The following is a 25,746-nucleotide window of genomic DNA, read 5'->3' as shown; positions in this document are numbered from 1 at the left end:
TATGAAGGTCGCTACCTTGCAACCTTTCGTTTGACTCCGACTTCCAGGTCAGAGTTTAAAGTTTTCACCCAGATACATTTTTTTCACCCGTTCGTCCTCTACGATCATACCCGGTTCGCCGCTTGCCAGCACGCGCCCTTCGGAGAGAATATAGGAGTGATCACAAATACCTAGGGTTTCACGAACATTGTGGTCCGTGATTAAAATGCCGATACCCCGCTCTTTTAGATGGCGGATGATCGACTGGATATCCCCAACAGCCAGGGGGTCAACCCCAGCAAAGGGTTCATCAAGCAAAATATAGCGTGGTTCAATGGCCAAGGCCCGCGCGACCTCTACCCGGCGACGTTCACCACCGGAGAGGGCGTAACCTTTGGTTCTGGCCAGATGCGCCACCCCCAACTCCAGCATCAGTGACTCCAACTTTTGTAGCCGCTTTTCGCGCCCCAAAGGTAGGGTCTCCAAGATGGAGAGAATGTTATCTCGTACCGTTAGCTTACGAAATACGGAGGGCTCCTGGGGTAGGTAAGCGATACCAGCCCGCGCCCGTTTAAACACAGGCTCTGTACTGATATCACGCCCATCCAGCACAATAGCGCCGGAATCCGGCCCAACCAGCCCGACAAACATATAGAACGTTGTAGTTTTGCCTGCACCATTGGGTCCCAGCAGGCCAACCACCTGCCCTGGCTCCACACCAATACTGACATTGGCCACCACTTCACGACCACGGTAGCGCTTACTCAAGCTACGTGATTCCAGCCGGTTGGTCGCCTTATTGATCCCTGAATTCATGAGATCCTATTTCCTCAAGGCCGTTCTTGGGGTTTGATATCCCCATCTGGCGTGATCACCGCAGATACCCGACCCCGGCGGCCACCCTCGACCTTTACATTCTTGATCTGGCGGTTTTCATCCATCTGCAACAGAATTTTTTGCCCTTCCAGGCGATCCTTGTTGCGTTGCACCACCGCCGTACGTTTTTTGCCTTCCAGGATCAGTGATCGCCCTTTGACGTTATATTTGGCCACATCTGCCCGACCAATATGTTCACCTTGGCGTAACACCACATTACCTGTGGCCAGGATTTCGCGGATGCGATCCTGTTTATTACTGCCCGGCTTACTGGGGCGATAGCGCACCGACATACGGTCCGAAAAGAGCTGCATAGCCCCCTCCTCCGCATGCACATTGCCTTTGAAAATGGCAATCTGCTTAACGTCATTCATCTCCAGCTGATCAGCCGATATGGTCAATGCCCCTTGTTGGGCATGACTCATCGGCACCAGACAGAGGGTGCATATAAACGCCATCCATGTGGCGACAATCCATTGTTTTGCCATCGAGCTCATGCTCACACCAGATCCTCGGTGCCTTGGAGAAAAATCAAACGTACCCGCTTAAGCACATGCAATTCTCGTGCCTGTTTTAACAGACGGAGCCCCACACCTTCAAGGATTATATTTTCGCCAACCAGTTTAAACGCCCTGTCCGAGGAAAGCTCCCCCTTTTTGGCATCAAAGTGCAATCGGTCTGTCGTCAGCCGCCGTTGCAGCTGATCGGTAACCTGTACATCCTTCAGAAATTCCATGGCTCGGGTACTGGCATGCACCCGCCCTGATAACGCTGAAATGTAGATGGCATCACCATCTTCCGTATAGAGCGTTAACCTTGGTGCACGAATTTCTGTCCAGCCACTCAGACGCTGATTGGCCCCAGGAGCACTTAGGGCCCATTGTAATTTATCCCCATCATATTGGGTCAGGGTAATGCCCGTGACTTTACCTTGGGCATCAACCTCTGTTGTAAAGCTGTTATTGCCCAGCAGCTCATCGGTACCGGGCAGATCTTGATTGGTTAAATACCAACCCGTCACACCCACAATACTCAAAGCGGTGAGTAAAAACATATTTTTGACATGCTTGCGCACAGTCTTGACACCCTACCCGATCATTCTCGCCATAATAGTATCCCACACACCTTGGGTTTGCAGCACTACATCCGACAGTGCCCGCACGGCACCAGCCCCACCGGGTTTAGGCGCCACCCAATCCACCCGTTCCTGAACCGCCATATGACCATCAGCCGGGGTTGTAGACACACCAACACGGGTCAGAATGGACAGATCGATCAGATCATCCCCCATATAGGCGCACTGACTGGGTTCAACCCCCAGCCGTGTCATCTCCTCACGCAAACAGCCCCACTTCTCTTTAACACCTTGATGCACAAAACTCATTTTCAGCTCAGCACCCCGGCGTGCCACCAACTGGGACTGCCGAGCGGTAATTAAGCCGACATGAATGCCCGCATCCAACATTAAGCGAATACCCAGGCCATCTTGCACATAAAAGCGCTTTAGCTCTTCACCCTGGTTACCATAATAGATCCCCCCATCGGTGAGCACCCCATCGACATCCAACGCGACCAGACGGATCTCTTTTAACCGCTTCAACAGTGCTTCATCCATAACCAAGAGGCTCCTTATACCACACCAGCACGAAGCAGATCATGGAGATGGATAATCCCCACCATCTTATCGCCATCCACCACCACCAATGCGGTAATGGAACGGGACTCCATATCATGAACAGCCTGAGCCGCCAAGGCATCCACAGAGATGGTCTTTGGGTTCACCGTCATAATCTGCTCAGCTTTAAGATGCATGAGGTCAGCCGGGTGGTCCTCCAGCTGGCGACGGAGATCACCATCGGTAATAATGCCACAAAGTCGCTCATCCTCTTCCAAAACCGCGGTCAAACCCAGCCGTTTAGAGGTCATTTCCCACAGCGCCTCTTTAACCAGTGTCTGCCGTTGAACACGGGGCAGTTCCGCCCCTTTATGCATCAACTCCCGCACCGTAAGCAGCAGTTTACGGCCCAGGGCACCACCGGGATGGAACAGGGCAAATTGCGATTCATCAAAACCTCTGGCTTCCAACAACACCACAGCCAGCGCATCCCCCATCGCCAAAGCGGTCGTGGTGGAGGTGGTCGGGGCCAAATTAAGCGGGCACGCTTCACGGGTGACCGAGGCATCCAACGCGACATCACTTTGCCGAGCCATGGTGGAGTCCATACGGCCTACAATGGCGATCATGGAGGCACCAATACGCTTGATCACCGGCAACAGGGCCAAGGTCTCTGCGGTTTCACCACTGTTGGAGAGTGCGATGACACAATCGTGCTCGGTCACCATTCCCAGATCTCCATGGATCCCCTCACCAGGGTGAAGATAGAGAGAGGGCGTACCGGTTGAGGCCAGAGTTGCCGCAATCTTATGACCAATGATGCCCGATTTACCCATACCGGTTACCACAACCCGACCGCGACAGGAGAGAATAAGATTCACCGCTTTTTCAAACTCACTGCCGATGCGATCACGCATCTCCAAGATCGCCTCTGCCTCCAACTGCATGGTTTGCCGTGCTCTATCCAGCATCGCTCTACTCTTTCATACCGATTTTAAAACCCATGGGACACCATTCAACACACCAACCATGGGCACAACATGTGAAGACCAAAGGGTGATTTTGCCCTTTTCTAAGGGTAAAAGGCCATGGTTGATAAAAATTGATCGGCAGGTTTGTAAAAAAAACCGGTCACATCCGGCCCAGCTATGGCTATAATGCCGCTGCATGCACCCCATTCACCGGCCTGAAATATGAGCCATAAAGGAAGCCCCCATGAGCCATCACGACCACAAGCCCATGAAGGTGCGCGACCGAATGATCGGAAACGTCATCACCCTGACCCCTACCTCCAGCTTACGGGACGGTATGCGGGCCATGACCAGCCAATCCCACTCGGCACCCGGTTTTGCCGTGGTGTTGCAGGATATGGTACCGACAGGGCTGGCCACAGAGTTTGACTTTCTAAAATGGATTGTGCAGGGACGCGATCCCGATACCACCAAGATTGGGGAAATGCGTCTCTCCCGCCCCCATATTGTCCATGAAGAGACCCCGGTACAGGAGCTGTTGGATCTTTACAGCCGTCGCCGGTTCCGTCGTTTCCCGGTACTCAATGAGGAAGAGATCCTTATTGGGGCGATTAATGAAAAACAGATTCTGGCCTCCCTACCCCGCACAGATCTACTCAAACAGTTCCGTGCTATGGATGTGGTCCGTAAGCCGATCCCCATGCTCTCCCCTGGTATTCAATATCGGGAAGTAGCCCAAAAGATGTTCGCCTGGCACCGCGGCTGCGCGCTGGTGGTAGATGCTGGTATTTTAATCGGCATTGTCACCGAGCGGGACTTGATGAACCTGCGCCTGAGAGAAGATTGGTCACCGGAGTGGTTATTGGATCATTTCATGCGCCGCAAGCCGGTCTCTATTGATCCAGGTCGTACCCTGGATGAGGTGATGGAGATCTTTATGGAGACCGACCATCGCCGCCTACCAATTGCCGATATGGATGGCACCTTCCACGGCATGATCAGCATGACCGATGTGATCAACGCCATGGCCAGTAATCTACGCAGCCATCAGGCGGTGCTAAACCCTGAGAGCGTACCCGACCCGGCCGTTTGGATTTTGCCAGAAGGGGAACACACCATTTTGGCCTTTAACGAAAAGGGCAAAAAACTTTTGGGGCTAACTGAAGCTGCGATTAAGGATCAGAGCATCACCGCCAACCACCTGGTCAAGGATAAGGAAATTTGGCCTGCCCTCTATACCCTGCTGACACACTGTGGTGAAATCCGTAAAATCCAGATACCGGCCGTCACCACAGAGGGCGAGGAAAGAAAAGTTTTGTCCCGTATTCGACTGGTCAAAACCCCCTCTGGTGAAGAGCGGATCTTCTGGGCTATCCAGGAAAATGATGATGATGACTACTGATTTGGTAAGGGAGTAAGAGACAATGCCCATCATGAATGACGACCAGATGGTCGATATGTTAAAGACCAGCAAGACCATCGCCGTGGTAGGTTTAAGCCCCAAACCGGATCGTGCGTCCAACATGGTTGCTGCCTATATGCAGCGCCATGGCTATACCATCATCCCCATTCGCCCGGGTATTGATGAGGTGTTGGGTGAAAAAGCCTATGCCACACTGGAAGATATTCCCAGTGATATCCAGGTGGATATTGTCGATGTTTTCCGCCGTGCTGAGCAGACCCCTGAGGTGTGCGAAGCAGCGGTTAACATTGGAGCCAAACATGTCTGGATCCAACTTGGCATTGCCAATGAGGATTCCATGGCCATCTGTGACAAAGCGGGCATCCCAGCCACACAAGATCTTTGCCTAAAGATTGAACATGCCCGTTTGCAGTCCCAGCTTTAAGCACTAAGGTACCCACACGGGCTGCTTGCTGCAGCCCGTGTTTTATTAGGCACACACCACCTCATGGGTATCCCCCCCTGCACGACCCTGAATGGCCATAAACCCAGGCAAGTTATCTAAAAACATATCCACCACGGCGGGCTCAAACGCGCTGCCCCGCTCCTGTTTAATAAGCTCCAACACCTGCTCCAATGGCCAGGCCGCTTTATAAACCCTGGGGTGGAGTAGCGAATCAAACACATCAATCAGGGCGGTAATGCGTGCAAAAGGGTGAATATCCTCCCCCTTTATCCCTTTGGGGTATCCGGTACCATCCCATCGCTCATGATGTTCCAGAGCGATGATAGCGGCCATCTTTAGCACACTGCGTTCAGCCCGTTTTAACACCTTATAGCCAAATTCGGAGTGGTCACGCACCTGATCCATCTCCCCAGGGTCCAACCGGCCCGGTTTATGAAGAATTTCATCAGGAATGGCAATTTTTCCCAAATCGTGAAGAGGGGCCGCTTGTCGCAGTGTCTGAGCTTCCTCCTCTGAAAACCCTAAATAACGGGCTAACAGATAACAGCTCTCCGCCACGCGCTGAACATGGCTCCCGGTCTCTTTACAGCGCATTTCAATCACCTCACCCAAGGTAAAGGTAATCTCCTGCTGGGTTTCCAACACTTCGTGATGCAGATTCAGGTTCTCAAAAGCCAGACTGATGTTGGATGAAAAAATACGAATCAGATCCTGATCCATCTCACTTAAAGGCCGACTGCCTTTGAGTAAGATCAACGCGCGCTTACCCCCGCTTGTCTTGAACAGCCCAGCAAAGGTATCTTTTTCAAACCGATTTTGACCACGCTCCAACACCGTGCGAATACACGCACTTTCGGCTTCACATAACCCTGTTTCATTAAGAAATTGATTCTGGTAGGCCTCAAAATGCCCAGTCCCTGCAATGATGCGCCAACCACTAACCGCATCATCTACCGCAGCCAAGCCGCCGGTGGGGCAAGCCATTAAAGAGTTCTCCTCCATCCCCAGTATCCCCACCAACTGCATTAAAATACCCGACGCCAACCGCTGTAGGGAGGAGACCTCAAACAGTTGATTGGTGGAGTCAATAATCCGGGCTAGCCCCGCTCGGCTCTGCTCAATGGTTTTTAAATCCCGATAATTGCGCAGTGAGGCGATCAGTACCGTCACCAACTTGCGCGCACTTAAGTCACTTTTTTCTTTATAATCATTAATATCATAGTCAATGATCACGGAGGTTTCAGGGGCATGCCCCGGCTGCCCAGTGCGGAGAATAATACGGACCAGATGGTTTTTAAGCTCCTCACGAATATATTTTACAGCCTGCAAACCCGCTTGATCCTGCTCCATCACCACATCCAGGAACAGCACAGCGGTATCTGAATGTTGCGCGATCAGGGTTTGCGCCTCTGCACCGGAATGTCCATGAATAAACTGGATCGATCGCCCGCCAAACTGCACATCCTTAAGCACCAGCTGGGTTAAGGCATGCACATCCTCATCATCATCAATCACCATCACCTTCCAGGGTTCCAATACAGAGGTGCCCTCAGGCTCAGATGAGGATGGAGCCTCTGGTGCCAAACCCAGTTCATCAAGCATATCGTTCATATCCCACTCCGAGGCTTTATTAGGATAATGCGGCTTGCGCCAATAAAGTTTGTGCCCGAGAAACCGTTTGGGGGAACATGAGGGTAAAACAGCTACCCTGCCCCACCTCACTCTCCACAGCAATGGTGCCCTCCAAACGGGTTACCACCATATTGTAGACCACATGCAAACCCAGACCTGTTCCACCCGCATGGCGCTTGGTGGAGAAGAAGGGATCAAAAACCCGGGTTAAATGCTCTGGCGCAATGCCACACCCATTATCCTTTATGGTCACCACAATCTGCTGCTGCTGCGTCTGCACCTTTAAATCAATACAACCGACCTGCTCGCCTTCATCAAACGCATGTTTCACGGCATTAAGCAGCAGGTTACTCACCACTTGGGAAAATGAGCCAGGGCAACTGTAGAGCATAAGCCCTTCAGGACAGGTTAAAGAGAGGGTGACAGCCGTATGCCTTAAGGTGGGTTGTAAACTTAAGAGCAGCTCTTCCAAGTAGACCTTTAGATCAAACCGACGATCTTGGTTTTCTGTCTGGTCAACCGCGACCTGCTTAAAGCTATGGACCAGATCAGCCGCCCGCTTTAAGTTGGCGCGTATCATTTCACTGTTCTGTTCCAGATCGGTAAAAAACTGTTCCAAACCGGACTTTGTCAGCTCTCCAGCCCGGTAGCGTTTTAAGGTCTGTTCCAGGGTGTCACGAAAGTGGGTAATACCGGTATAACCAATACCCAACGGCGTATTGATCTCATGGGCAACCCCAGCCACCATACTCCCCAGGGAGGCTAATTTTTCAGCCTGAACCAACTGGGTCTGGGCCTGTTGAACTTGCTCAAGAGAAGCTTCCAGCTGTCGATTACTCTCCTCCATCTGAGCATGTTGCAGACGTTGCTTCGCGTGGCTAGAGCTCACCAGACAGACCATCTGGTTAAAGTAATCTTCCAGCTGATCCAGGTCATCCCCTTGTTTTTCTGTTAGCTTTATATGTTCCAAATTACAGCTATAGCTATTGGATATCTGCTCCAATCCGCCGGTTAGGCGGTAAAAGCGTTGCATCAGCCAGCGTACAAACCAAACCCCAATAAATAACACCACCACAGAGACCATCAACGGCATGGCCAAGGCATAATTTTTGGCTTCATGAAACTGCTGGTGCAGTTCCGATTCACTGCGGACAATCTCCAGCACCCCTAACGAATCGCCCTGAATATTCAAAAGCGGCAGTTCAATGGCAATGTTGGAGGTCGCCTCATCCCACCGACCGACTTTCTCTATAGCCGTGACTGTGGGGCGGTAAGCAACACGCTCAAAGTTTGTCATCTTGGCAAATGCTTGCACCAACCCCGGCATATCCATACCAAGCACGGCATAGGCTAAGGGTTTGCCTACCCCTACAAACAGTGGCTGGATCACCACCAACCGAACTTGCCCATCCGGGCAGCGCATAAGACCCACTTGACCTTGCTGTTGTTCACGGGCGCGGCTGATCAAAGCGGGTTCTCTATCCTGCCAAACAGGGTTTTTCATACCATAATTGACCATACCTTGACCTGACATCCCGACTTGCCAGATATAGAACAGATCGATGGTATGACGCATCTGGTTCCAACTACTCAGTGCAGCCTGCTGAGCATCCAGCCCATCCTGACCGTTGAGTGCCCTGCGTAGGGTCCCATTACGCCAGACATGATTCACCAGACCCTCCATCGCCTGACTTTTCCACATCAGCAAATGTTTCCAATGCCGCTCAGACTCCTGGGGTGCCGTATGAACCAACTGAGCGATGCCTGCCTCCTCCAGCTTGTAGATGGAGAGATAGACGGCGACCTGCACCACCAACAGTGGTAAGAGCACAATCCATAAAAGTTTGCTGCGCAGGGAGGTCAACATCGCGATACCTCTACATCATAGGTCGACGTTGCGCACGCCATTGGTTCATACCTTGACGGTACCAATAGACCTGCTCAAAACCCATAAGCTGCAAGGCCAATACAGCTTTGGCACTACGCCAACAGTGGGCACCATTACAGAAGACAACCACTTTTTTTTGTGTGTGGCTCTCCAAACCCTCTAAGGCAGAGCAGCCCGATAGAATGCCAACCACCGCTTCAATTTCATCACGCTGAAGGGTGGGTGCACCAAATGGGACCGGGCAATTATAGGCGGTAGGAATGGTACCATTGAGATAGTCAGAGCGGGTTCGGGCATCGATAACCAGCAAAGATCCGCCCAACACACCTTGCATAAGCTGTGTGCTCACGATCTGCTTTACAGCAGGGAGTTGCAGGGGCACATCCACAGCTGCAGATGTGCCATAAACCAAGCCTGAAGGGAAAAAAAGAAAGCTAAACAGAAAAAAAAGTCGGCTCATGACCATACCCATAAATAATAGACACGGAATACAACAACCTAAGTAGCATACCAAAAATATTTGTCAGCATTACATCTTTATACATATATACATATAAACAGAAGGGTTTTTTATATTTATCTCATAAAATCTTATGGATATCCCTTTTTTCCAACCCATGCTCAGCACTTTTTTTCGGACCACGGCGTGCCTATTTTCTCCTGCATCAACACAGCGTCAAAACAGGGATCCACCCACGACCAAAACAGTTAAGAACACCTTACTTTTGCAGCATTTACCGCGGATACGGACCATTTATTATCTCTGTTACCCTGTGTTTCTTTTGGGTGCTTTCACTATGATATAAATTCCATTAATCTAGCGTTGCAGTTGCGGCTGGCCTGGCCGTTTGTCCGTAGAGTTTTCGACCCCACGATAGGAGTGATGCTATGGGTATGACACGACGCCAATTCTCCGCCCTAGCCCTGGGTAGCCCCCTCTTACTGACAGGGTGTGGCGACGCGCCTGAAACCACCCCCCACATATCCGCCAAACAGCATAAGAGCAAAAAACCGAACCTGTTGGTCTATTGTGGCATTACCATGATTAAGCCGATGATGGCGATCGGCCAGCTGTTGGAGCAGCGTGAACAGATTAAGGTGGTCTTTACCCAAGGTGGCTCTCAAGATCTTTATATGAGTTTAAAAAAATCTCATGAAGGGGATCTCTACCTACCCGGATCAGCCTCGTACCGGCAGCGAAATATGGCCGATGGCCTACTGGGCGATGCCGTACATATTGGCTACAATCAAGCCGCCATTATGGTGCAGAAGGGCAACCCCAAACAGATCAAAGGGGATGTTCGTGAGCTCTTGAGAGAAGATCTCTCTGTGGTGATTTGTAATCCAGAAAGTGGCAGCATTGGCCGTGAGACCAAAAAGATCCTTAGTCGTGCAGGCATTTATCAAACAGTATTTGAACATGCTACCTATCTAACTACGGCATCTCGCACCTTAAACCGTGCCCTGCGTAAAGGGGATGCCGATATCATTATTAACTGGCGGGCTACCGGCTACTTTGAAGAGAACAAGCCCCTATTTGATGTAATTGATCTACCCCCTGCCATGGCCAAACCTAAAAAGCTGGTTCTCTCCAAACTTACCTTCAGCCGTCACCCTGAACTGGCCGATAAATTTATGCAATTAGCAGCCTCTGAGGAGGGGCAATCTATTTTCCGCGCCTTTGGTTTTCTGGATACCCATACGGATGTTAGCTAAAGCATATGCTTAAGCCTTTAAACCACACAGCGCCACCTTTGCATACCGAAGCGGATGAAGCCTCACCCAGACGTCGGGTCTATCTACAGATGGCGCTCTTTCTGGTGGCCTTCATCCTTCTTCTGCTGCTCGACTTTATCTTTACCAGTGTGATTGATGACTTAGGCCAGAAAACAGAAAATCAGCGTGCCCGTATCTTTTTGGGTGAACAGATTATCCATAATCTAACCCTCATTGAAAAAGGGGTGTACGCCCTGCCGCTCACCCCAACCCCCCGAGGACGCTTGGTGGTTCGAGGGCAACTGTTGGATGAAATTAACAGCCTGCGCAGTAAATTGAAGGTACTTAAATGGGGAGGGGTGGTGAATATGACCACCCATCTGAACCTGACCGTTCAAGACACCATGACCCGCACCGTGCACTACCGTATTGATGAACGCCACACACCTTTTGTACTGGAGATGATCGACCTGGAGCCCAAGCTGGAGCAAATTGAAGATAAAATTGCCCAGTTATCGGTTCTTTTACGTCAACAGGATCATCTTTTTCAGCTCAAGACTGAGTTGAAACGCGGTTTGGGTAACCGCCATGCCATTGAACGTTTTATTAAAACCATACCCCCTCTTTTTGTGCGCATGCATGAAAATGCCAGCCGACTTTTTTATGAAACCAAGCAAACATTGGATGCCTTAGAACAGAAGGTTGCCCAACAGAGAGCCCGCTACCGGGTGATGCAGCTGCTGTTCTCACTCCTGGTCATTGCACTGGTACTTTTAATGGGCATGGTGATTGCGCGACAGGTGGACCGCACCCACCGTAACCTGCACAGGTTGGTTAAAGATCTAACCAAAGCTAAAGAGCAAGCCGAGAGCGCCAGCCAAGCCAAAACCGCCTTTTTAGCGATGATCAGTCACGAGATCCGCACCCCACTTCACGGTATTCGTGGCATGACGGACCTACTGCTTGGTTCCGAGCCTAACAGCCAACGGCAACAGCAACTGCGTACCATAGAGAGCAGTAATTTTGCCCTTCAGCAGATCATTGATGACCTTTTAGATCTCGCCAGCTTAGATACCGAAACACTGGTTTTAAAAGAAGAGAACTTTGATCTACTGGAGTTGATGGAACATGTAATTTCCGTCATTTCCCAACAGTGCCCGGCACAAGGTCCCGCCATTGGCTACCATCTACCCAGCCCCTTGCACCGCAGCTATCAAGGGGATGCTCAACGCTTGGCTCAGGTCCTATTAAAACTACTGGGGAATGCCCTTAAATTTACCAGTGAAGGGTCGATCACCCTTGATCTGGAGTTGGTCAACCGTTTTTCAGACCACCATCTTATTCGCTTCAATGTGCAAGATACGGGTATCGGGATCTCTCCGGGCTTACAGAAAACACTGTTCGAAACCTTCACCCAGGGGGATGATTCCGCCTCGCGCCGCTATGAAGGTGCTGGCCTGGGCCTGTCTATTATTAAAGCCCTGGTTCATCGAATGGGGGGCACGGTTCATGTGCAGAGCCAGGAACGTCAAGGCTCTCACTTCTGGTTTGACCTTCCTCTCCCCCTGGCTGAGACCATTCACGCCCCTCCGCCAACACACTTACGGGATTTACACCTGCTTTATTGGCACCCCAATGCCGTGGTTGGGGAACTACAGCGGGATCTGCTCGCCCCTTATTTTCGTCAGGTCACGCTGGTTACCAGTGAAGACCAAACCTTGCGTACTTTATGGCGGTTGCATGCTCAAGGACGCCCTGTGGATCTGGTGTTGCTCGAACATGAGCAGGATGAGTTTGCCCAAGCACTGCGACGTAAACTGCGTAAAGAGAACCCTTTTGAGCATCTGCTCATCATGCTCATTCATCCTCCCGGTGTTGAGGTTGATACCTCCGCAGGCCTACTTACCTTGCCGCGCCCTCTGCGGTTGCGGGCCCTGCTAACACGACTGGATCATCACCTCAATCCCCCAGCAGACCTTGATCCTGTGAACCACACCGGCGCAAACAGAGCTGGCCCATCAGGCCAACATACAACCCCTGATCGTGCGCCCAGCCTCCAGATACTGGTTGCAGAGGATAATCTGGTTAATCAGCAGATTGCCGCAGGCTATTTGGCCAAACTGGGGCATGAGGTGACCTTTGCCAACAACGGTATTGAGGCACTCCAGCAGGTTCAACAAGCGCACTACGATCTGATTTTAATGGATATTCGCATGCCAGATATGGATGGTTTGGAAGCGTGCCGCCACATAAGGGCACTACCCACGGCACCACATGCCATACCAATTATTGCCCTGACAGCCAATGTGCTGGAGCAGGATCGGCAAAACTGTATGGCAGCAGGTATGAACGGCTTTTTGCCTAAGCCTATTGAGTTAACCCAGTTGCAACAGGCCATTCATCCGTATGCCTGCCTTGTTGAAGGAGTCGACCCATGACCATCAGTGGTAAGATCATCACCTTGGTCAGCCTGATCGCCGTCTTGGCTGCAGGTAGTGTGGGCTATGCCATTATGCAGCGGTTTCAACAAGAGCTGGTGGTGCATGCGGAAGAGGAAGTGACCCGTTCCGCGCTGGACATTGCCGTTCAACTTAATCAAACCCTTCAGCATTTGATCTCCGATCTACGCACCCTATCCAAAGATCCGGCTCTGGTAGAGCTTGCAGAACGTGCCCGCGGCCAAACCCGTGCCCTGGGAGATTTAAACTATCATCTGGACCGTACAGCACAGATCTTTACCAATTTGGCCCAAGAGCGCCCCGATTATCAGCAGATCCGCCTTATTGGTCTTGAAGCACACGGGCGAGAGGTGATCCGTATTGAACGCCCAACTGGTCAGCCCCATATTCTACGTATACCCCAGGAAAAATTGCAGTCCAAAGGACAACACCCCTATTTTAAACGGGGTATTATCCTGCCCAAAGATCGGGTCTATCTGTCAGAGATTAATCTAAACCGGGAACATGGCGCGATCCAAGAACCCCATGTACCGGTTATACGCGCTAGCATGCCTATTTTTGATCAGCGGGGAGAGACCTTCGGCATCCTTGTCATTAATTTGGATGTCCGCCCTCTGTTCCGCCTCATCCAGGCCATGCCTCAGGGACGTTCCATGTATCTGTTTAACAGTCATGGCTATCTGTTGGCAGGCAATGCCACCCATAAGGGCGAAGATCTGTTTGGTTTTGAGTTCAACCAAGCACCACAAATGCTAAACCTCTATCCGCAACTGGCGCAAAGGCTGAATCATGGCCTAAAAGACTCCTTTTCTTTGATCTCCAACGGAGCCCAAGGCTATGAGGAGTTGGTGGGGGTCGTTGCCCTGCACCATAATCCGGATCGTCCCGATCAGCGGTTGGTCATCACCGTCGGCCTGCCCTACCATGAGATTTTAGCCCAGCTCTACAACAGTCGTAATGAAAGTTTGGTGGTGGGCCTGACCATGGTGGTCATGGCCTTGCTCTTAGCCGTTATGCTCACCCGCTCTCTAACCCGGCCGTTACGTGAGATGATCCACTCGGTCCATGCCATCTCACGGGGGCAGGTTGATCAACCCCTGCCCACCACCGCCAGTGGCGAGGTGGGCATACTGGCCAATGCCTTTGATGAGATGCTCAAACTCATTGCACAAAAAAGTGAAGTCGAAGCCGATAACCGCGCCAAACAGTTATTGGAGGCTACCGATGTCGGTGTTTTTGGCATTGATGAGCAAGGGCTTGTCTCCTTCATCAATCCAGCCGCTGAGCGGATGCTTGGCTATCATCAAGAAGAGCTGCTGGGGCAAAATATTCACGATAAAATCCATCACTCCTACGCCGATGGCACCGCCTACCCTGAACATGCCTGTCGTATGTCAGCCGCCCTACGGGAACAGCGGGAACACCATGTGACAGATGAGGTGTTGTGGAATAAGGATGGCAGTTTTTTCTATACCGAATACAGTAGCATACCCCTATGGAAAGGAGAAAAACGCTCGGGTGCCGTTATCACCTTTTGGGATATTACAGAAAAGCGTTTGGATGAGCAGAAACTGATCCTCTCTCAACAGGATGCCGAGCTGAATGCCGCAGAAGAGCGCACCTTGGAGATGCTGCTTAAACTAACCCTGCAGGAGAGTGATGTTGCGAACTATCTGGAAGAGGTGCTGGAAACACTCATCTATTCCGTCCCATGGTTAAAATTAAAACGGGTTGGTGCCCTTTTTCTGACCGATGACTCAGGCCCAGAGCCCTGCCTGAAGTTAATGGTCAACCATAATTTAGATCCTGAACTCACCCAACGCTGTGCCGAAGTACCCTTTGGTACGTGCCTCTGTGGTCAAGCAGCCCAAAGCGGTACCCTACAGTTTGCTGACTGTATTGATCACCGACATGAGATCCAATTTGAGGGCATTGCCCCCCACGGTCATTACAACGTACCCATTATGGATGGTGAACAGGTCTTGGGTGTGTTGGTGCTCTACCTTACCCACGGACATCAACAAAAAGAGGACGAGACCGCTTTTCTGGCCCGTGCGGCCAATGTGGTTAGCATGGGGTTAATGCGACGGCAAGCGGCACTGGAGCTGAGCAACGCCATCCACCGAGCAGAGCAGGCCAACCAGGCTAAATCGGAATTTCTGGCGACCATGAGCCATGAAATTCGCAACCCCATGAATGCCATTATTGGGTTGAGCCATCTGGCCATGGAACAGACACCGGATAAACGACAGAAGGATTATCTGGGTAAGATCCATCATGCGGGACAATCCTTGCTGCGTATCATTAACGATATTTTGGACTTCTCCAAGATTGAGGCCGGCAAACTGGCGATTGAACAGACCGACTTCCAACTGGACGATGTGCTGAGCAATCTGGCGACCCTCACTGCGGTTAAAGCGCAAGAGAAGCAGATTGAACTGATTTTTGATAAAGCCCCTGGTCTACCCAACACCTTCCGTGGGGACCCATTACGTCTGAGCCAGATCCTACTTAACCTTATTGGTAACGCCATTAAATTTACCGATGAAGGTGAGGTAGAGCTTTGTATTACCGCACACCCTTTACCAGCCACCGAAAACATCACCTTAACATTTGCGGTACGGGATACCGGCATTGGCATGACCGACGCGCAACTATCCGGCCTATTCTCGGCCTACCAACAGGCAGAGGCCTCCACCTCTCGCCGATATGGGGGTAGCGGTTTGGGACTGTCGATCTCTCACCAATTGGTTACGCTCATGGCTGGGGAGATCAGTGTCACATCCACCCCTAATAAGGGCTCACTCTTTCAGGTTACCTTGCCCTTCTCAGTACCAGAGCATGAGCAACCCAGCCCACAAAACTTTGAAGGTAGCGTAGTGATTGCCAGTACCAATCAGCGGGTCCGGGAGGTCGTTGGGGAGCATCTTCAGCGCTTTGGTCTGATCTGTCATCCCGTAAAGGATATGACAGCCCTTAGCCAGTGGTTGGATCAGCATCCGCTACCTCTGCTCATGGTGGTGGATGCCGATATGTTACCGGTCTCTATGGCCCAAGATCTGGAGCTGTTATTAAGCCCCATGTTGCAACGGTTTGAGCACGGCGGGGTTCTGCTCCTGCATGGGTATCAAACCCAACAAGCGGTTATGGATCTCTCGGCCAATGATAACCGGGTGGGGTCGGTACAAAAGCCTGTGACCCCCTCCAGCCTCTATGACAGCACCATGCAACTGTTGGGGGATACCCAGTGGCAAGGCCTAGCCCAAGTTGACGTACCCAAGGGCTCAGAACCGACAGAACATTGGCCTCAACTGGCCGGTCGGCATCTGCTCTTGGCAGAGGATAACCCCATCAACCAACAGGTTGCCTCAGAGCTTCTACGCCGGGTGGGCATTCAGGTCACCGTGGTCAGTAATGGGTTTGAAGCGGTGGAAAAAGCCACTTCGGGTCAGTTCGATGCCATACTCATGGACCTACAAATGCCCATCATGGATGGTTTTCAGGCAACCACTCAGATTCGTAGCCGTTTGGGAGAAGCCCCCCTTATTCTGGCCATGACCGCCAGTTCATCGGTAGAAGATCGCCAAAAGGTTAAAGCGGAGGGGATGAATGATCATGTGGGCAAACCTATTGACCCAGAGGCGCTGTATCAAACCCTGAGCCACTGGCTTGGCAGATCCAACCCAGAGGGTGCATCCGCCCCCCCCCAATCGGCTAAGGAAGCTGAGCCTGCTACAGAGGATGCAGCAACGACCTCATCGAACCGAGCCATCACAGCAGAACCCACCTCAGACCCCTATCCAACCCTACCCGGTATTAACTATGCCATGGGTTTACAACGCCTGGGTGGTGATGAACAGCTCTATCGGGAAATTCTCCTCGCCTTTGAGGTGGATCAACGGCACACCTGCGAAACACTGCGCAACCTGCTTAATACCGGTGATTATGGCGATCTTGAACCCATTGTTCATACCTTTAAAGGACTACTGGGAAGCATTGGTGCAGACCATCTACAGGCGATGGCCCTGGCCTTGGAAACAACCATTCAAATGCGCCAACCCAAAGATGAAATCCACACCCTTATCGACCGTATGGATCAGGAGATAACCCCACTGTTGCAGGCTTTGGCTGCATGCCCTGAAACCACGTAAAAGCCTGGGGCAATCCGGTTAGAGATGGGGGATAAACCCTCATCACGCACCCCCATGGCAACAGACAAGCTGGGGGCCGAACCTGCAAGGGTGGTTCAAGCAACCATAAGCCATACACAGAGACCCTAGAACAGACGGCCAAAAGTGGGGACATCCCCGCTTTTGGCCCCCTGTTTTATCCCATCTCATCGGGCACTCTGCCCTTTTAACCGCGCCCATACCGCCCAATAATAATCTGGACAGTATACCCCACAGCATTTATCTTTATATGAAGATACTTTGCATAAAGACATTAACAGAACATCTGGATCACGTGGGGGATATCATGGCTCAACATGATCATGTGGATACCGTTTTGGCCCAATGGCGTCATGTCTCACCGGAGCGCGATGCCTCACCCATGGCCATCTTCACCCGGGTTTTTCGCCTGTATAAGCATTTAAATAAGCGTGTGTCGCATCTATTTCGCAGTCATGGCCTACATGATGGTGAGTTTGATCTTTTGGCCACCCTCTACCGTAGCAATCAGCCCCAGGGCATGACCCCCAATCAACTCCGTCATGCCTCAGTCCTGAGTTCGGGGGCCATGACCAACCGATTAGACCGGTTAGAAAAAGCAGGGTTTATTCAGCGCCTGCCTAACCCGAATGACCGACGCAGTCTACTCATTCAATTAACGGAGACGGGAACAGAGAAAGTTCTAATGTTGTTGGATGATTATCTTGAGGCCCTACATCAACTACAAGCCCCACTACGCCAGGCGCAAAAACGTGAACTGGCCGACGGTTTACGGACTTTGTTAACGGCCCTGGAGCAGGATCATGGCGTTTAAAACCCCAATCTCTATCGCTCAAGCGCATATGGGCATGTTTGTCTGGACGATCATTGTGGGGTTTTCATTTCCTGCCGTAGGGTGGATGTCTGAAGGCTTACCCCCCATGTTGCTCACCGCCATACGCTTTTTAATCGCTGCGCTGGTAATTTGGCCCATGCTACCCAAAAACCAACCCCAACGGTTGGGCTATGGCACACTCCTGCTCTATGGAATTATGGGCAGTGCCTTGGCGCTCTATTTTGGCATTATGTTCTGGGCTGCACATCGGGTCACTTCCCTGACCATGGCCACTTTATATGTAAGTGTCCCTGTGCTGGCCTATGCCATGGGGCGCCAGCTGGGGGTTGAACCCCAAGCCAAAGCGTTGATGAAGATCTTACTTTTGGGTGCACTTGGTGCGCTGGCATTGGCCTGGGCAGAGAGTGGTGGGCAACTTCAACAGATTCAATTGGGGCCGAGTGAAGCCATCTTCTTTTTAGGCTGTATCGCTTCTGCCCTCTACCCTGTGTTAAGCAAGTGGGGGCTTAACCGTGGGTTGCTTGCCCCTTCGGCCCTGTACCGTACGTTCTGGAGCTTATTGATCGGCAGTGTCATCATCGGTGTCATGGGCTTGCTTTGGGAACCCCCCCAAGCCCTAGGGCGTATGCACCTGCTGGATCTGGGTTTGTTGCTCTATCTTAGCCTGTTTTCCAGCGGGCTCACCTACTGGCTCCTTCAACAGGCAACCTCGGTGCTAACCCCCGCGGCGGTTACCGCTTATAGCTATCTGCTACCCTTTGTATCCATGTTGCTGTTGCTCACACACAGCCCAGACTTGCGGGGGTGGCACTGGCTACCCGGAAGCACCCTGGTAGTGATGGCCATTACCCTGCTTATGTATCGGGATATCAGACAACGTCAGCTCATTAAGGGGGGGTAAATCAGCGCTTAGGTAGGCACAACATCAACGGTGGTAGGGCACACCATGTTGGATGGTCATTGCACGGTAAAGCTGCTCGGCCACCATGACACGCACCAACATATGGGGGAACGTCATGGGGCCAAAAGCGAGCTTAAAACGACATTTTTGCAACAGAGAGGCATCCAAACCATCGGGACCACCAATGAGTAAGCCAACATCCCGGTCACCTGCCTCGTGCCAGGTTTGAATCTGCTTGGCCAACCCTTCACTATCCAAGGGTTTACCACCGCGATCCAAGGCAATCCACAACCGCTTATCCATCTTCTCGGCCATACGCGCCGCTTCATCAGCCTTGGCTTTTTTGCGGGTTGCATCACTCTCTTTGCCAACCCGGCGCCCCTCTGCAATTTCCAGAAGTTCCAAGCCACCATAGCGCTTCATACGGCTGGCATAGTCATCAAACAGCCCTTTTTCAAGCTTGGGCATACCACGACCAACAGAGAGGATGCGAAAACGACTCACCCTTCCGCTTCTTCCAGATCTTTATCGTCCAGATCTTCGGCATGCCAGGGATCATTAGAGGGCTTATCATCTTCCTCAATTTGAGCCACCTGTTGGGCTTGCGCCTTGGAAGGATGCGGAGAAGCAGCTTCGGTGCTCCACAGTTTTTCCAGGTTGTAGTGCGCACGGACCTCATGCTGAAAGACATGGACAACAATGTCGCCAAAATCCATCAACACCCACTCCCCATCTTGCACACCCTCAATACCCACCGTGGTGAGTTTTAACTGAGAGGCCAGTTGATCAACATCGTCCGCCAAGGAACGAACATGGGTGTTGGATCGACCAGTGGCAATAATGAAGAAATCCGCCAATCCTGAGCGTCCCTCCAGATCCACCAGAACGATATCTTCGCCCTTCTTGTCATCCAGCTTGTTTTTAATGGCGAGGGCAGCTTGCTCAATCTCTGCCTTGATCTGGTCATCGTTCTTAATGTCGCTCATGGACGGTAAAGCTCCTGCTTGTGTATGTAGTCCACCACCCGTTGGGGGGTAAGATAGTCAATGCTCCGCCCTGCCACCAGCGCCTCGCGCATGGCTGTAGAGCTGATCTCCATAGGCGTAACGGGTTGTATGAGCACCCCATTACGCCCCATCTCTTCTCGGTACAACAGCGCACCACTTTGCACCAGAAAAGGTTCTAAATAACGTCCTGCCTCTGTCGCACTAAGATCCACCGAATACCCCGGGCGGGTCATAATACACAGATGGGCATACTTAATGAGTTGCTCCCAATCCTTCCAAAGGTGCATCTCTTCCAACAAATCACTACCCAGCGTAAATACCCACTCAATGGTGGGCCGACTGCGCGTTAAACTACGCAAGGTATCGATGGTATAACCTATGCCCTCCCGCAGGACCTCAATATCATTGGCTTCAAAGCGGGGTTCACGGCTAACGGCCAAACGCACCATATCCAAACGATCTTCAGGTGCGGCCAACACCTCATCCCCTTTAAAGGGGTGGGCACCACTGGGGATAAGATGCATACCATCCAACCCCAGCCCCTCCATAACCTCCATGGCAGAACGCAAGTGTCCTAAATGGGGCGGGTTAAAAGATCCCCCCAAAATACCAATACGTTTGGCCAGATGTTGGCGAAAGGCTTGAGACATTGTCTTAACTTCTCAGCTGACCATCACCCAATACAATCCACTTTTCGCAGGTCAAACCTTCCAGACCCACAGGACCACGTACATGCAGCTTATCCGTAGAGATCCCCATCTCTGCGCCCAAACCAAACTGGAAGCCATCATTAAAACGGCTGGAGGCATTCACCATCACCGCGGAAGAGTCAACCTCCCGCAAAAAGCGCATAGCGGTGGCGTGGTGCTCCGTCACAATCACTTCGGTATGCCGTGAGGAGTGGGCATCGATATGATCCATGGCCATCTCCATATCCTCAACCACACGTACCGATAGAATAGCGGCCAGATATTCGGTATCCCAATCTTCATCGGAAACAGGAATAACCGGTGCAACTTCACCCACGTGACGGATGGTCTCCGGGCACCCTTTAATCACACACTCAGCCTTGTTCAACTTCTCCGCAAGGGCAGGAAGCACAGCCTGGGCAGCTTGGCGGTGGACCAGCAAGGTTTCCGTAGCATTACAGACCCCTGTGCGCTGCATTTTTCCATTAAAGGCCAACTCAACCGCCTTGTTTGTATCGGCATGCGCATCAATATAGGTGTGGCATATGCCATCCAGATGCTTAATAACAGGAATGGTGGAGTCCTCCATAACCCGTTGGATCAACCCTTTACCACCACGGGGGATAATAATATCCACATAGGCATCCGCCTTCAGCAAAGCACCCACAGCAGCACGATCCGTGGTACCCACCACCTGTACGGCATCGGTTGGTGCCCCCCCCTTTTCCATCCCTTGGGCCAGGGCTGCAGCAATGGCCCGGTTGGAATGAAACGCCTCAGACCCCCCACGCAGAATGACCGCATTACCGGATTTGACACACAAGGCTGCGGCATCTGCCGTCACATTGGGGCGGGATTCATAAATGATCCCAATGACGCCCAAGGGCACACGCATTTTGCCGACTTGCAGATCATTTTCCAGGCGACGCATACCACCGATCTCACCAATGGGATCAGGCAGTGACGCAACTTGGCGGATGCCTTCTGCCATACCGCTAATCACCTTATCGGTTAAGCGCAGGCGATCCAGCATGGCATCGGTCAACCCATTTTTTTCACCGGCTTCCAGATCTTTCTCATTTTCAACCTGGAGGATATTTTTCCCGGCGATCAGCGCATCCGCCATGGCGTGTAAGGTGGCATTTTTTGTAGCGGAGTCCAGCCACGCCAGTTGCCGCGCAGCTTTACGGGCCTTTTGGCCAATCTCTTTAATTAACTTGGTTGCGTCATCGCTCATGGTATTGCCATCCATTATCTTTGCTTTTCTCAAGATACCATCCCCCACCCACTCTTCATGTTGATCACTGAAGAAAGCATGGTGGGGATCTGGGGAAAAACATGTGGTTTTCTCACCCAGGTTTAATACAGGCCAGCCCCACTCAACCAGGCTTACCTACCTAAATGCCAACGGTATAAAAACAGGGAAGAAGCCCTGTTTAACCAGCTGGTTTGCCAAACGTCCGGTGCATGCAGGTTATCGGTACACGCGGCAACGCTCTATCGCTTATACCCTATAAGGGTCAGCCTTGTTGGCATGGTTGTCGTCTCAAACCACATCTCTCAAGCCTTAGCCTGATCTACCGGCCCTCTCTCAAAGCACATACACACCATGGCTGGGGGGCACGTGATGCTTCTCGTTAGGGCCCCACCTTTGAGAGATCAACAGCATGTACGGGCACGGGCTGCACCCTACTTCACCAACAGCACCATATCATCTCGATGCACAACCTCTTCATCCACAATAAACCCCAGGGCCGCCTCAATATCACGGCTGTGCTTACCCTTGATCAAATCCATATGGGTGTGGCGATAATTGACCAGACCTTTACTAATGCGGCGACCATCGCGATCACAACAATAGACGGCAGCCCCTCGGTCAAACTTACCTTGGACCCCAACAACGCCACGCGCCAACAAACTCTTGCCCCGTCGTAACGCCGCAACCGCACCATCATCCAACAGCAGCGATCCTTCACAGGTTAAGCCGTTGGCAATCCACCGTTTACGGCTGCTAATGGCGTCACCAGAGGCTAAGAATAGTGTGCCAATCCCACCCTTATTGATCACGCCATCGATGGGGTTATCCTGAAAACCATTGGCCAACACGGTTAAACACCCGGTCCGTGCCGCCATTTTTGCGGCACGCAACTTGGTGATCATCCCCCCAGAGCCCACTTCAGATCCTGTGCCACCGGCTAAGGCTTCGATCTCTGGTGTGACCTCCTTAACCATGGGAATCATCTGTGCCGAAGCATCCTTACGGGGGTCTGCGCTGTATAGGGCATCCACATCCGAAAGTAGAATAAGAACCTCAGCTTCAACCAACCCTGCCACCAACGCCGCCAGGGTGTCGTTATCCCCAAAGCGGATCTCCTCTACGACGACCGAGTCATTTTCATTGACCACCGGGACCAACCCCAAAGACAACAAGGTCTCGAGCGTATCACGACCATTCAAATAGCGACGGCGATTGGCCACATCATCTCGGGTTAATAGGATCTGTCCCGTATGCAAACCATGGGCATGAAAGCCTTGCTCATAGATCTGCATCAGCTTGCCCTGCCCCGCTGCTGCAGCCGCCTGCTTTTCAGGCACCGTTGTTGGACGCCGCCCTAAGCCCAAACGCGACGCACCCGCCGCCACCGAGCCTGAGGTCACCACCACCACCTGTTTACCCATACGGATTAAGGCGGCAATTTCCGCACAACGCCCTGCAATCCAATCTTCACAAACCCCATCTTCCGAGGTCAGCAAATTGGAGCCAATTTTCACCACAATCCGTTTGGCATCAGCCACGCGCTGCCACGCCTTTGCAGCCTCGCTCATACTCACTCCCGCACCCAGATGACCTCTACACCGTCGTCATCATCCTCATCGTCCTCATAATCATCCGCATCCCACTGCTCGTTCTCAGCGTCCCGCAGAGCCTTTAGACCCGCACGAGTGGGGGCATCTTCCATAGCCAGACCAACACCACCTTGCTCTTCACGCCACTTGGCAACGATATCACCCACATGATACATGAGCGTATCGACCCCTTCCCCTGAGGCAGAAGAGATAATATAGACCGGTGGCATATCCTCCCCCAAACGATCCTTAAACCAAGAGGTCACCACCTCACGATCCTCCTCACCCAGCACATCGGCCTTAGAGAGAACCAGCAAACGGGGCTTTTGGGACAACAGCTCTGAATACCCCGCCAACTCTGCTTCAATGGTCTCATAACGGGTCACTGGATCGTCATCCTCCAGAGAGTCGATCTCAACCAAATGTAGCAAAATGGCGCAGCGCTCAATGTGTTTGAGGAAGTGAATACCTAATCCTTGCCCCTCATGCGCCCCTTTGATCAAACCCGGGATATCCGCCATGACAAAGCTGCGATCGACCTCCAACCGCACCACACCCAAGTTGGGTTGTAAGGTTGTAAAAGGGTAGTCCGCAATTTTTGGCTTGGCTGCAGAGACCTTTGATATCAAGGTACTCTTACCCGCATTGGGCATACCAACCAAACCGACATCTGCCAGCAGTTTAAGCTCTAAACGGACCCAGATTTCCTCACCAGGAAAACCGGGATCGCCCCGTCTAGGGGCCTGATTGGTGGAGCTTTTAAAGTGTAGGTTGCCCCGGCCACCATCCCCACCTTTACAGATCAGGAACTGTTGGCCTTCCTCCACCATATCCACCAGGATTTGGCCATCCTCATCATCCCGAATAACGGTACCAACAGGTACTTTAACAATGGTGGCATCCGCGGAGGGTCCTGTGCGCTGGCTACCCATGCCATGCATACCACGCTTGGCTTTGAAGTGCTGCTTATAGCGGAAATCGATTAAGGTGTTCAGGTGGCTATCGGCTTGAAAAATGACATCGCCACCCCGACCACCATCGCCACCGTCTGGCCCGCCGTAGGGAACATACTTTTCCCGTCGAAACGAAACACAGCCGTTACCGCCGTCGCCTGATTTTAGGTAGATTTTCGCTTCATCGAGAAATTTCATGATACCCAGAAGGTGTTAGTTTATTTTGATTGACGTGACGTTACGATGGAAAACGCCCATATCCCTAACCTTTACATGCCATCCTAAGGTATCGGAAAACCTAAGCAAAGCCATACCCTTGCTTTACTTAACGCTGTACATATGGGGTCGATACTGGCTGACCCTTTAGATAAGGGATCGCAACGGTGCAATGCCTTATCTAAAGAGGGGCCCACCGACCTTGGCCTATTCATCGATTCAAAGGCGTATTGGACCCCTATTTAATGTCGGTTTTTCATCCTACCACAGCGCCGCAAAAGAAAACGGGGAAACGGCCAAGAACCGTTTCCCCATCATCCATGCGGTAGAGCTTACACTCTACATAGGTCACCGGTGCTTACTGAGCAGCGCCGGCTTCCACATTCACATACTGACGATTGCGTCGGGTGGTAAAGGATACACGACCCTCTTCCAACGCAAACAGAGTGTGGTCCTTGCCCATGCCCACACCCTCACCAGGCCACATCTTGGTGCCACGCTGACGTACAATGATGTTGCCGGGAATAACAGCTTCACCACCATACTTCTTTACACCAAGGCGACGGCCCTCTGAATCACGACCGTTACGGGAACTACCGCCAGCTTTCTTATGTGCCATGACGTTTCTCCTTTATCAAACTCGTCTTAAGAGATGCCGCTGATGCGAACCACAGTCAGACTCTGACGGTGACCCTGCGTACGCAGGTAGTTCTTACGACGCTTCTTTTTGAATACAATAACCTTCTTGTCGCGCATTTGGCGGACAATAGTACCAGTGACCTTGGCGCCTTCGGCGTCCTTGCCCACTTTCATACCATCTTCACCACCAACCATTAGCACGTCTTCAAAGGTCACTTCGCCGCCAGCGTCGCCAGCTACGGTTTCAACCCGCAGAACGTCGCCCTCGGTTACCTTGTACTGCTTACCACCGGTACGAATTACCGCATACATTGATCATTCCTCCAAAAACGCACTATTTTCAATGCGTTGAATCTCGGTCTAAAAGCCTGTTCCTAAGGGCTGAACGCCTAAACACCCTAGCCCACAGCGCTTGGGAACCGACTCTCGGACCCGCCAGACCTGTAAAAAGGTTCGTGTATTATCATGAACGCCAAAAATAAGTCA

At 51.8% G+C, this 25,746-nt stretch carries 23 protein-coding genes; 7 read left to right on the top strand and 16 right to left on the bottom strand.

Annotated elements, in window-relative coordinates; all coding sequences use genetic code 11:
- Positions 1-48 precede the first annotated feature (48 nt).
- The 5 genes from lptB to V5T57_RS09125 are packed head-to-tail and all read right to left on the bottom strand — an operon-like array spanning position 49 to position 3,441.
- Complete coding sequence (gene lptB, locus V5T57_RS09145) at positions 49-795, bottom strand: LPS export ABC transporter ATP-binding protein (protein WP_332890894.1); 747 nt, start codon at positions 793-795, stop codon at positions 49-51.
- A gap of 14 nt (positions 796-809) precedes the next feature.
- A complete protein-coding gene (locus V5T57_RS09140; RefSeq protein ID WP_332890893.1) occupies positions 810-1,343 on the bottom strand; it encodes an LptA/OstA family protein in 534 nt (177 codons plus the stop codon).
- A gap of 11 nt (positions 1,344-1,354) precedes the next feature.
- Complete coding sequence (lptC, locus tag V5T57_RS09135; RefSeq protein WP_332890892.1) at positions 1,355-1,930, bottom strand: LPS export ABC transporter periplasmic protein LptC; 576 nt, start codon at positions 1,928-1,930, stop codon at positions 1,355-1,357.
- 12 nt (positions 1,931-1,942) lie between these two features.
- Entirely contained in the window at positions 1,943-2,470 is a 528-nt protein-coding gene (locus V5T57_RS09130; protein ID WP_332890891.1) for a KdsC family phosphatase, read from the bottom strand.
- A gap of 14 nt (positions 2,471-2,484) precedes the next feature.
- On the bottom strand, positions 2,485-3,441 hold the full coding sequence (locus V5T57_RS09125; protein WP_332890890.1) for a KpsF/GutQ family sugar-phosphate isomerase: 957 nt from the start codon (positions 3,439-3,441) through the stop codon (positions 2,485-2,487).
- A gap of 244 nt (positions 3,442-3,685) precedes the next feature.
- Here V5T57_RS09125 and V5T57_RS09120 point away from each other — a divergent pair, with 244 nt between their 5' ends.
- Both V5T57_RS09120 and V5T57_RS09115 read left to right on the top strand, forming a co-directional pair.
- On the top strand, positions 3,686-4,843 hold the full coding sequence (locus V5T57_RS09120) for a CBS domain-containing protein (RefSeq protein WP_332890889.1): 1,158 nt from the start codon (positions 3,686-3,688) through the stop codon (positions 4,841-4,843).
- A 22-nt stretch (positions 4,844-4,865) separates the two neighbouring features.
- Positions 4,866-5,288: a CoA-binding protein gene (locus V5T57_RS09115; RefSeq protein ID WP_332890888.1), complete on the top strand. Its 423-nt coding sequence runs from the start codon at positions 4,866-4,868 to the stop codon at positions 5,286-5,288.
- A gap of 45 nt (positions 5,289-5,333) precedes the next feature.
- On the opposite strand, the gene V5T57_RS09110 is transcribed toward V5T57_RS09115, so the two are convergent.
- Genes V5T57_RS09110 through V5T57_RS09100 form a run of 3 tightly spaced genes read right to left on the bottom strand, consistent with a single transcriptional unit; the run spans position 5,334 to position 9,289 of the window.
- Positions 5,334-6,920, bottom strand: a complete 1,587-nt coding sequence (locus V5T57_RS09110) for a DUF3369 domain-containing protein (RefSeq protein WP_332890887.1) — start codon at positions 6,918-6,920, stop codon at positions 5,334-5,336.
- 19 nt (positions 6,921-6,939) lie between these two features.
- Positions 6,940-8,808 carry a sensor histidine kinase gene (locus tag V5T57_RS09105; RefSeq protein WP_332890886.1) on the bottom strand — a complete coding sequence of 623 codons (1,869 nt, stop codon included), beginning with the start codon at positions 8,806-8,808 and terminating at the stop codon, positions 6,940-6,942.
- A gap of 10 nt (positions 8,809-8,818) precedes the next feature.
- Positions 8,819-9,289 carry a rhodanese-like domain-containing protein gene (locus tag V5T57_RS09100; RefSeq protein ID WP_332890885.1) on the bottom strand — a complete coding sequence of 157 codons (471 nt, stop codon included), beginning with the start codon at positions 9,287-9,289 and terminating at the stop codon, positions 8,819-8,821.
- A 428-nt stretch (positions 9,290-9,717) separates the two neighbouring features.
- Between V5T57_RS09100 and V5T57_RS09095 the strand changes: the two genes are divergently transcribed.
- The 5 genes from V5T57_RS09095 to V5T57_RS09075 all read left to right on the top strand — a co-directional run bounded on the left by V5T57_RS09095 (position 9,718) and on the right by V5T57_RS09075 (position 18,909).
- Complete coding sequence (locus V5T57_RS09095) at positions 9,718-10,545, top strand: substrate-binding domain-containing protein (protein ID WP_332890884.1); 828 nt, start codon at positions 9,718-9,720, stop codon at positions 10,543-10,545.
- 5 nt (positions 10,546-10,550) lie between these two features.
- A complete protein-coding gene (locus V5T57_RS09090; protein WP_332890883.1) occupies positions 10,551-12,983 on the top strand; it encodes a hybrid sensor histidine kinase/response regulator in 2,433 nt (810 codons plus the stop codon).
- Positions 12,980-17,155, top strand: coding sequence for an ATP-binding protein (locus tag V5T57_RS09085; RefSeq protein ID WP_332890882.1), 4,176 nt, complete (start codon positions 12,980-12,982; stop codon positions 17,153-17,155). The genes V5T57_RS09090 and V5T57_RS09085 overlap by 4 nt, the downstream gene beginning before the upstream one ends.
- A 325-nt stretch (positions 17,156-17,480) precedes the next feature.
- Positions 17,481-17,987 (top strand): MarR family winged helix-turn-helix transcriptional regulator, encoded by a 507-nt coding sequence (locus V5T57_RS09080; RefSeq protein ID WP_332890881.1) that lies wholly within the window; start codon positions 17,481-17,483, stop codon positions 17,985-17,987.
- Positions 17,977-18,909 (top strand): EamA family transporter, encoded by a 933-nt coding sequence (locus V5T57_RS09075; RefSeq protein ID WP_332890880.1) that lies wholly within the window; start codon positions 17,977-17,979, stop codon positions 18,907-18,909. The genes V5T57_RS09080 and V5T57_RS09075 overlap by 11 nt, the downstream gene beginning before the upstream one ends.
- 24 nt (positions 18,910-18,933) lie before the next feature.
- Here the strand turns inward: V5T57_RS09075 and rlmH are convergent, their stop codons facing one another.
- The 8 genes from rlmH to rplU all read right to left on the bottom strand — a co-directional run bounded on the left by rlmH (position 18,934) and on the right by rplU (position 25,572).
- Positions 18,934-19,413 carry a 23S rRNA (pseudouridine(1915)-N(3))-methyltransferase RlmH gene (gene rlmH, locus V5T57_RS09070; RefSeq protein ID WP_332890879.1) on the bottom strand — a complete coding sequence of 160 codons (480 nt, stop codon included), beginning with the start codon at positions 19,411-19,413 and terminating at the stop codon, positions 18,934-18,936.
- The gene (gene rsfS, locus V5T57_RS09065) at positions 19,410-19,895 is read right to left on the bottom strand and encodes a ribosome silencing factor (RefSeq protein WP_332890878.1); all 486 of its coding nucleotides are present in this window, start codon (positions 19,893-19,895) and stop codon (positions 19,410-19,412) included. Before rsfS ends, rlmH begins: the two co-directional genes overlap by 4 nt.
- Positions 19,892-20,566 carry a nicotinate-nucleotide adenylyltransferase gene (gene nadD, locus V5T57_RS09060; RefSeq protein ID WP_332890877.1) on the bottom strand — a complete coding sequence of 225 codons (675 nt, stop codon included), beginning with the start codon at positions 20,564-20,566 and terminating at the stop codon, positions 19,892-19,894. The genes rsfS and nadD overlap by 4 nt, the downstream gene beginning before the upstream one ends.
- Positions 20,567-20,570: 4 nt before the next feature.
- Positions 20,571-21,842, bottom strand: a complete 1,272-nt coding sequence (locus V5T57_RS09055) for a glutamate-5-semialdehyde dehydrogenase (RefSeq protein WP_332890876.1) — start codon at positions 21,840-21,842, stop codon at positions 20,571-20,573.
- Between the two features lie 452 nt (positions 21,843-22,294).
- Entirely contained in the window at positions 22,295-23,431 is a 1,137-nt protein-coding gene (gene proB, locus V5T57_RS09050; RefSeq protein ID WP_332890875.1) for a glutamate 5-kinase, read from the bottom strand.
- Positions 23,432-23,433: 2 nt separating this feature from the next.
- The gene (obgE, locus tag V5T57_RS09045) at positions 23,434-24,603 is read right to left on the bottom strand and encodes a GTPase ObgE (protein ID WP_332890874.1); all 1,170 of its coding nucleotides are present in this window, start codon (positions 24,601-24,603) and stop codon (positions 23,434-23,436) included.
- A gap of 376 nt (positions 24,604-24,979) precedes the next feature.
- On the bottom strand, positions 24,980-25,240 hold the full coding sequence (gene rpmA / locus V5T57_RS09040) for a 50S ribosomal protein L27 (RefSeq protein WP_332890873.1): 261 nt from the start codon (positions 25,238-25,240) through the stop codon (positions 24,980-24,982).
- 26 nt (positions 25,241-25,266) lie between these two features.
- Positions 25,267-25,572, bottom strand: a complete 306-nt coding sequence (gene rplU / locus V5T57_RS09035; protein ID WP_332890872.1) for a 50S ribosomal protein L21 — start codon at positions 25,570-25,572, stop codon at positions 25,267-25,269.
- Positions 25,573-25,746 lie beyond the last annotated feature (174 nt).

This window comes from Magnetococcus sp. PR-3 (genome assembly GCF_036689865.1).
Taxonomy (GTDB): domain Bacteria; phylum Pseudomonadota; class Magnetococcia; order Magnetococcales; family Magnetococcaceae; genus Magnetococcus.
This window is presented reverse-complemented; position numbering and strand designations above follow the sequence as displayed.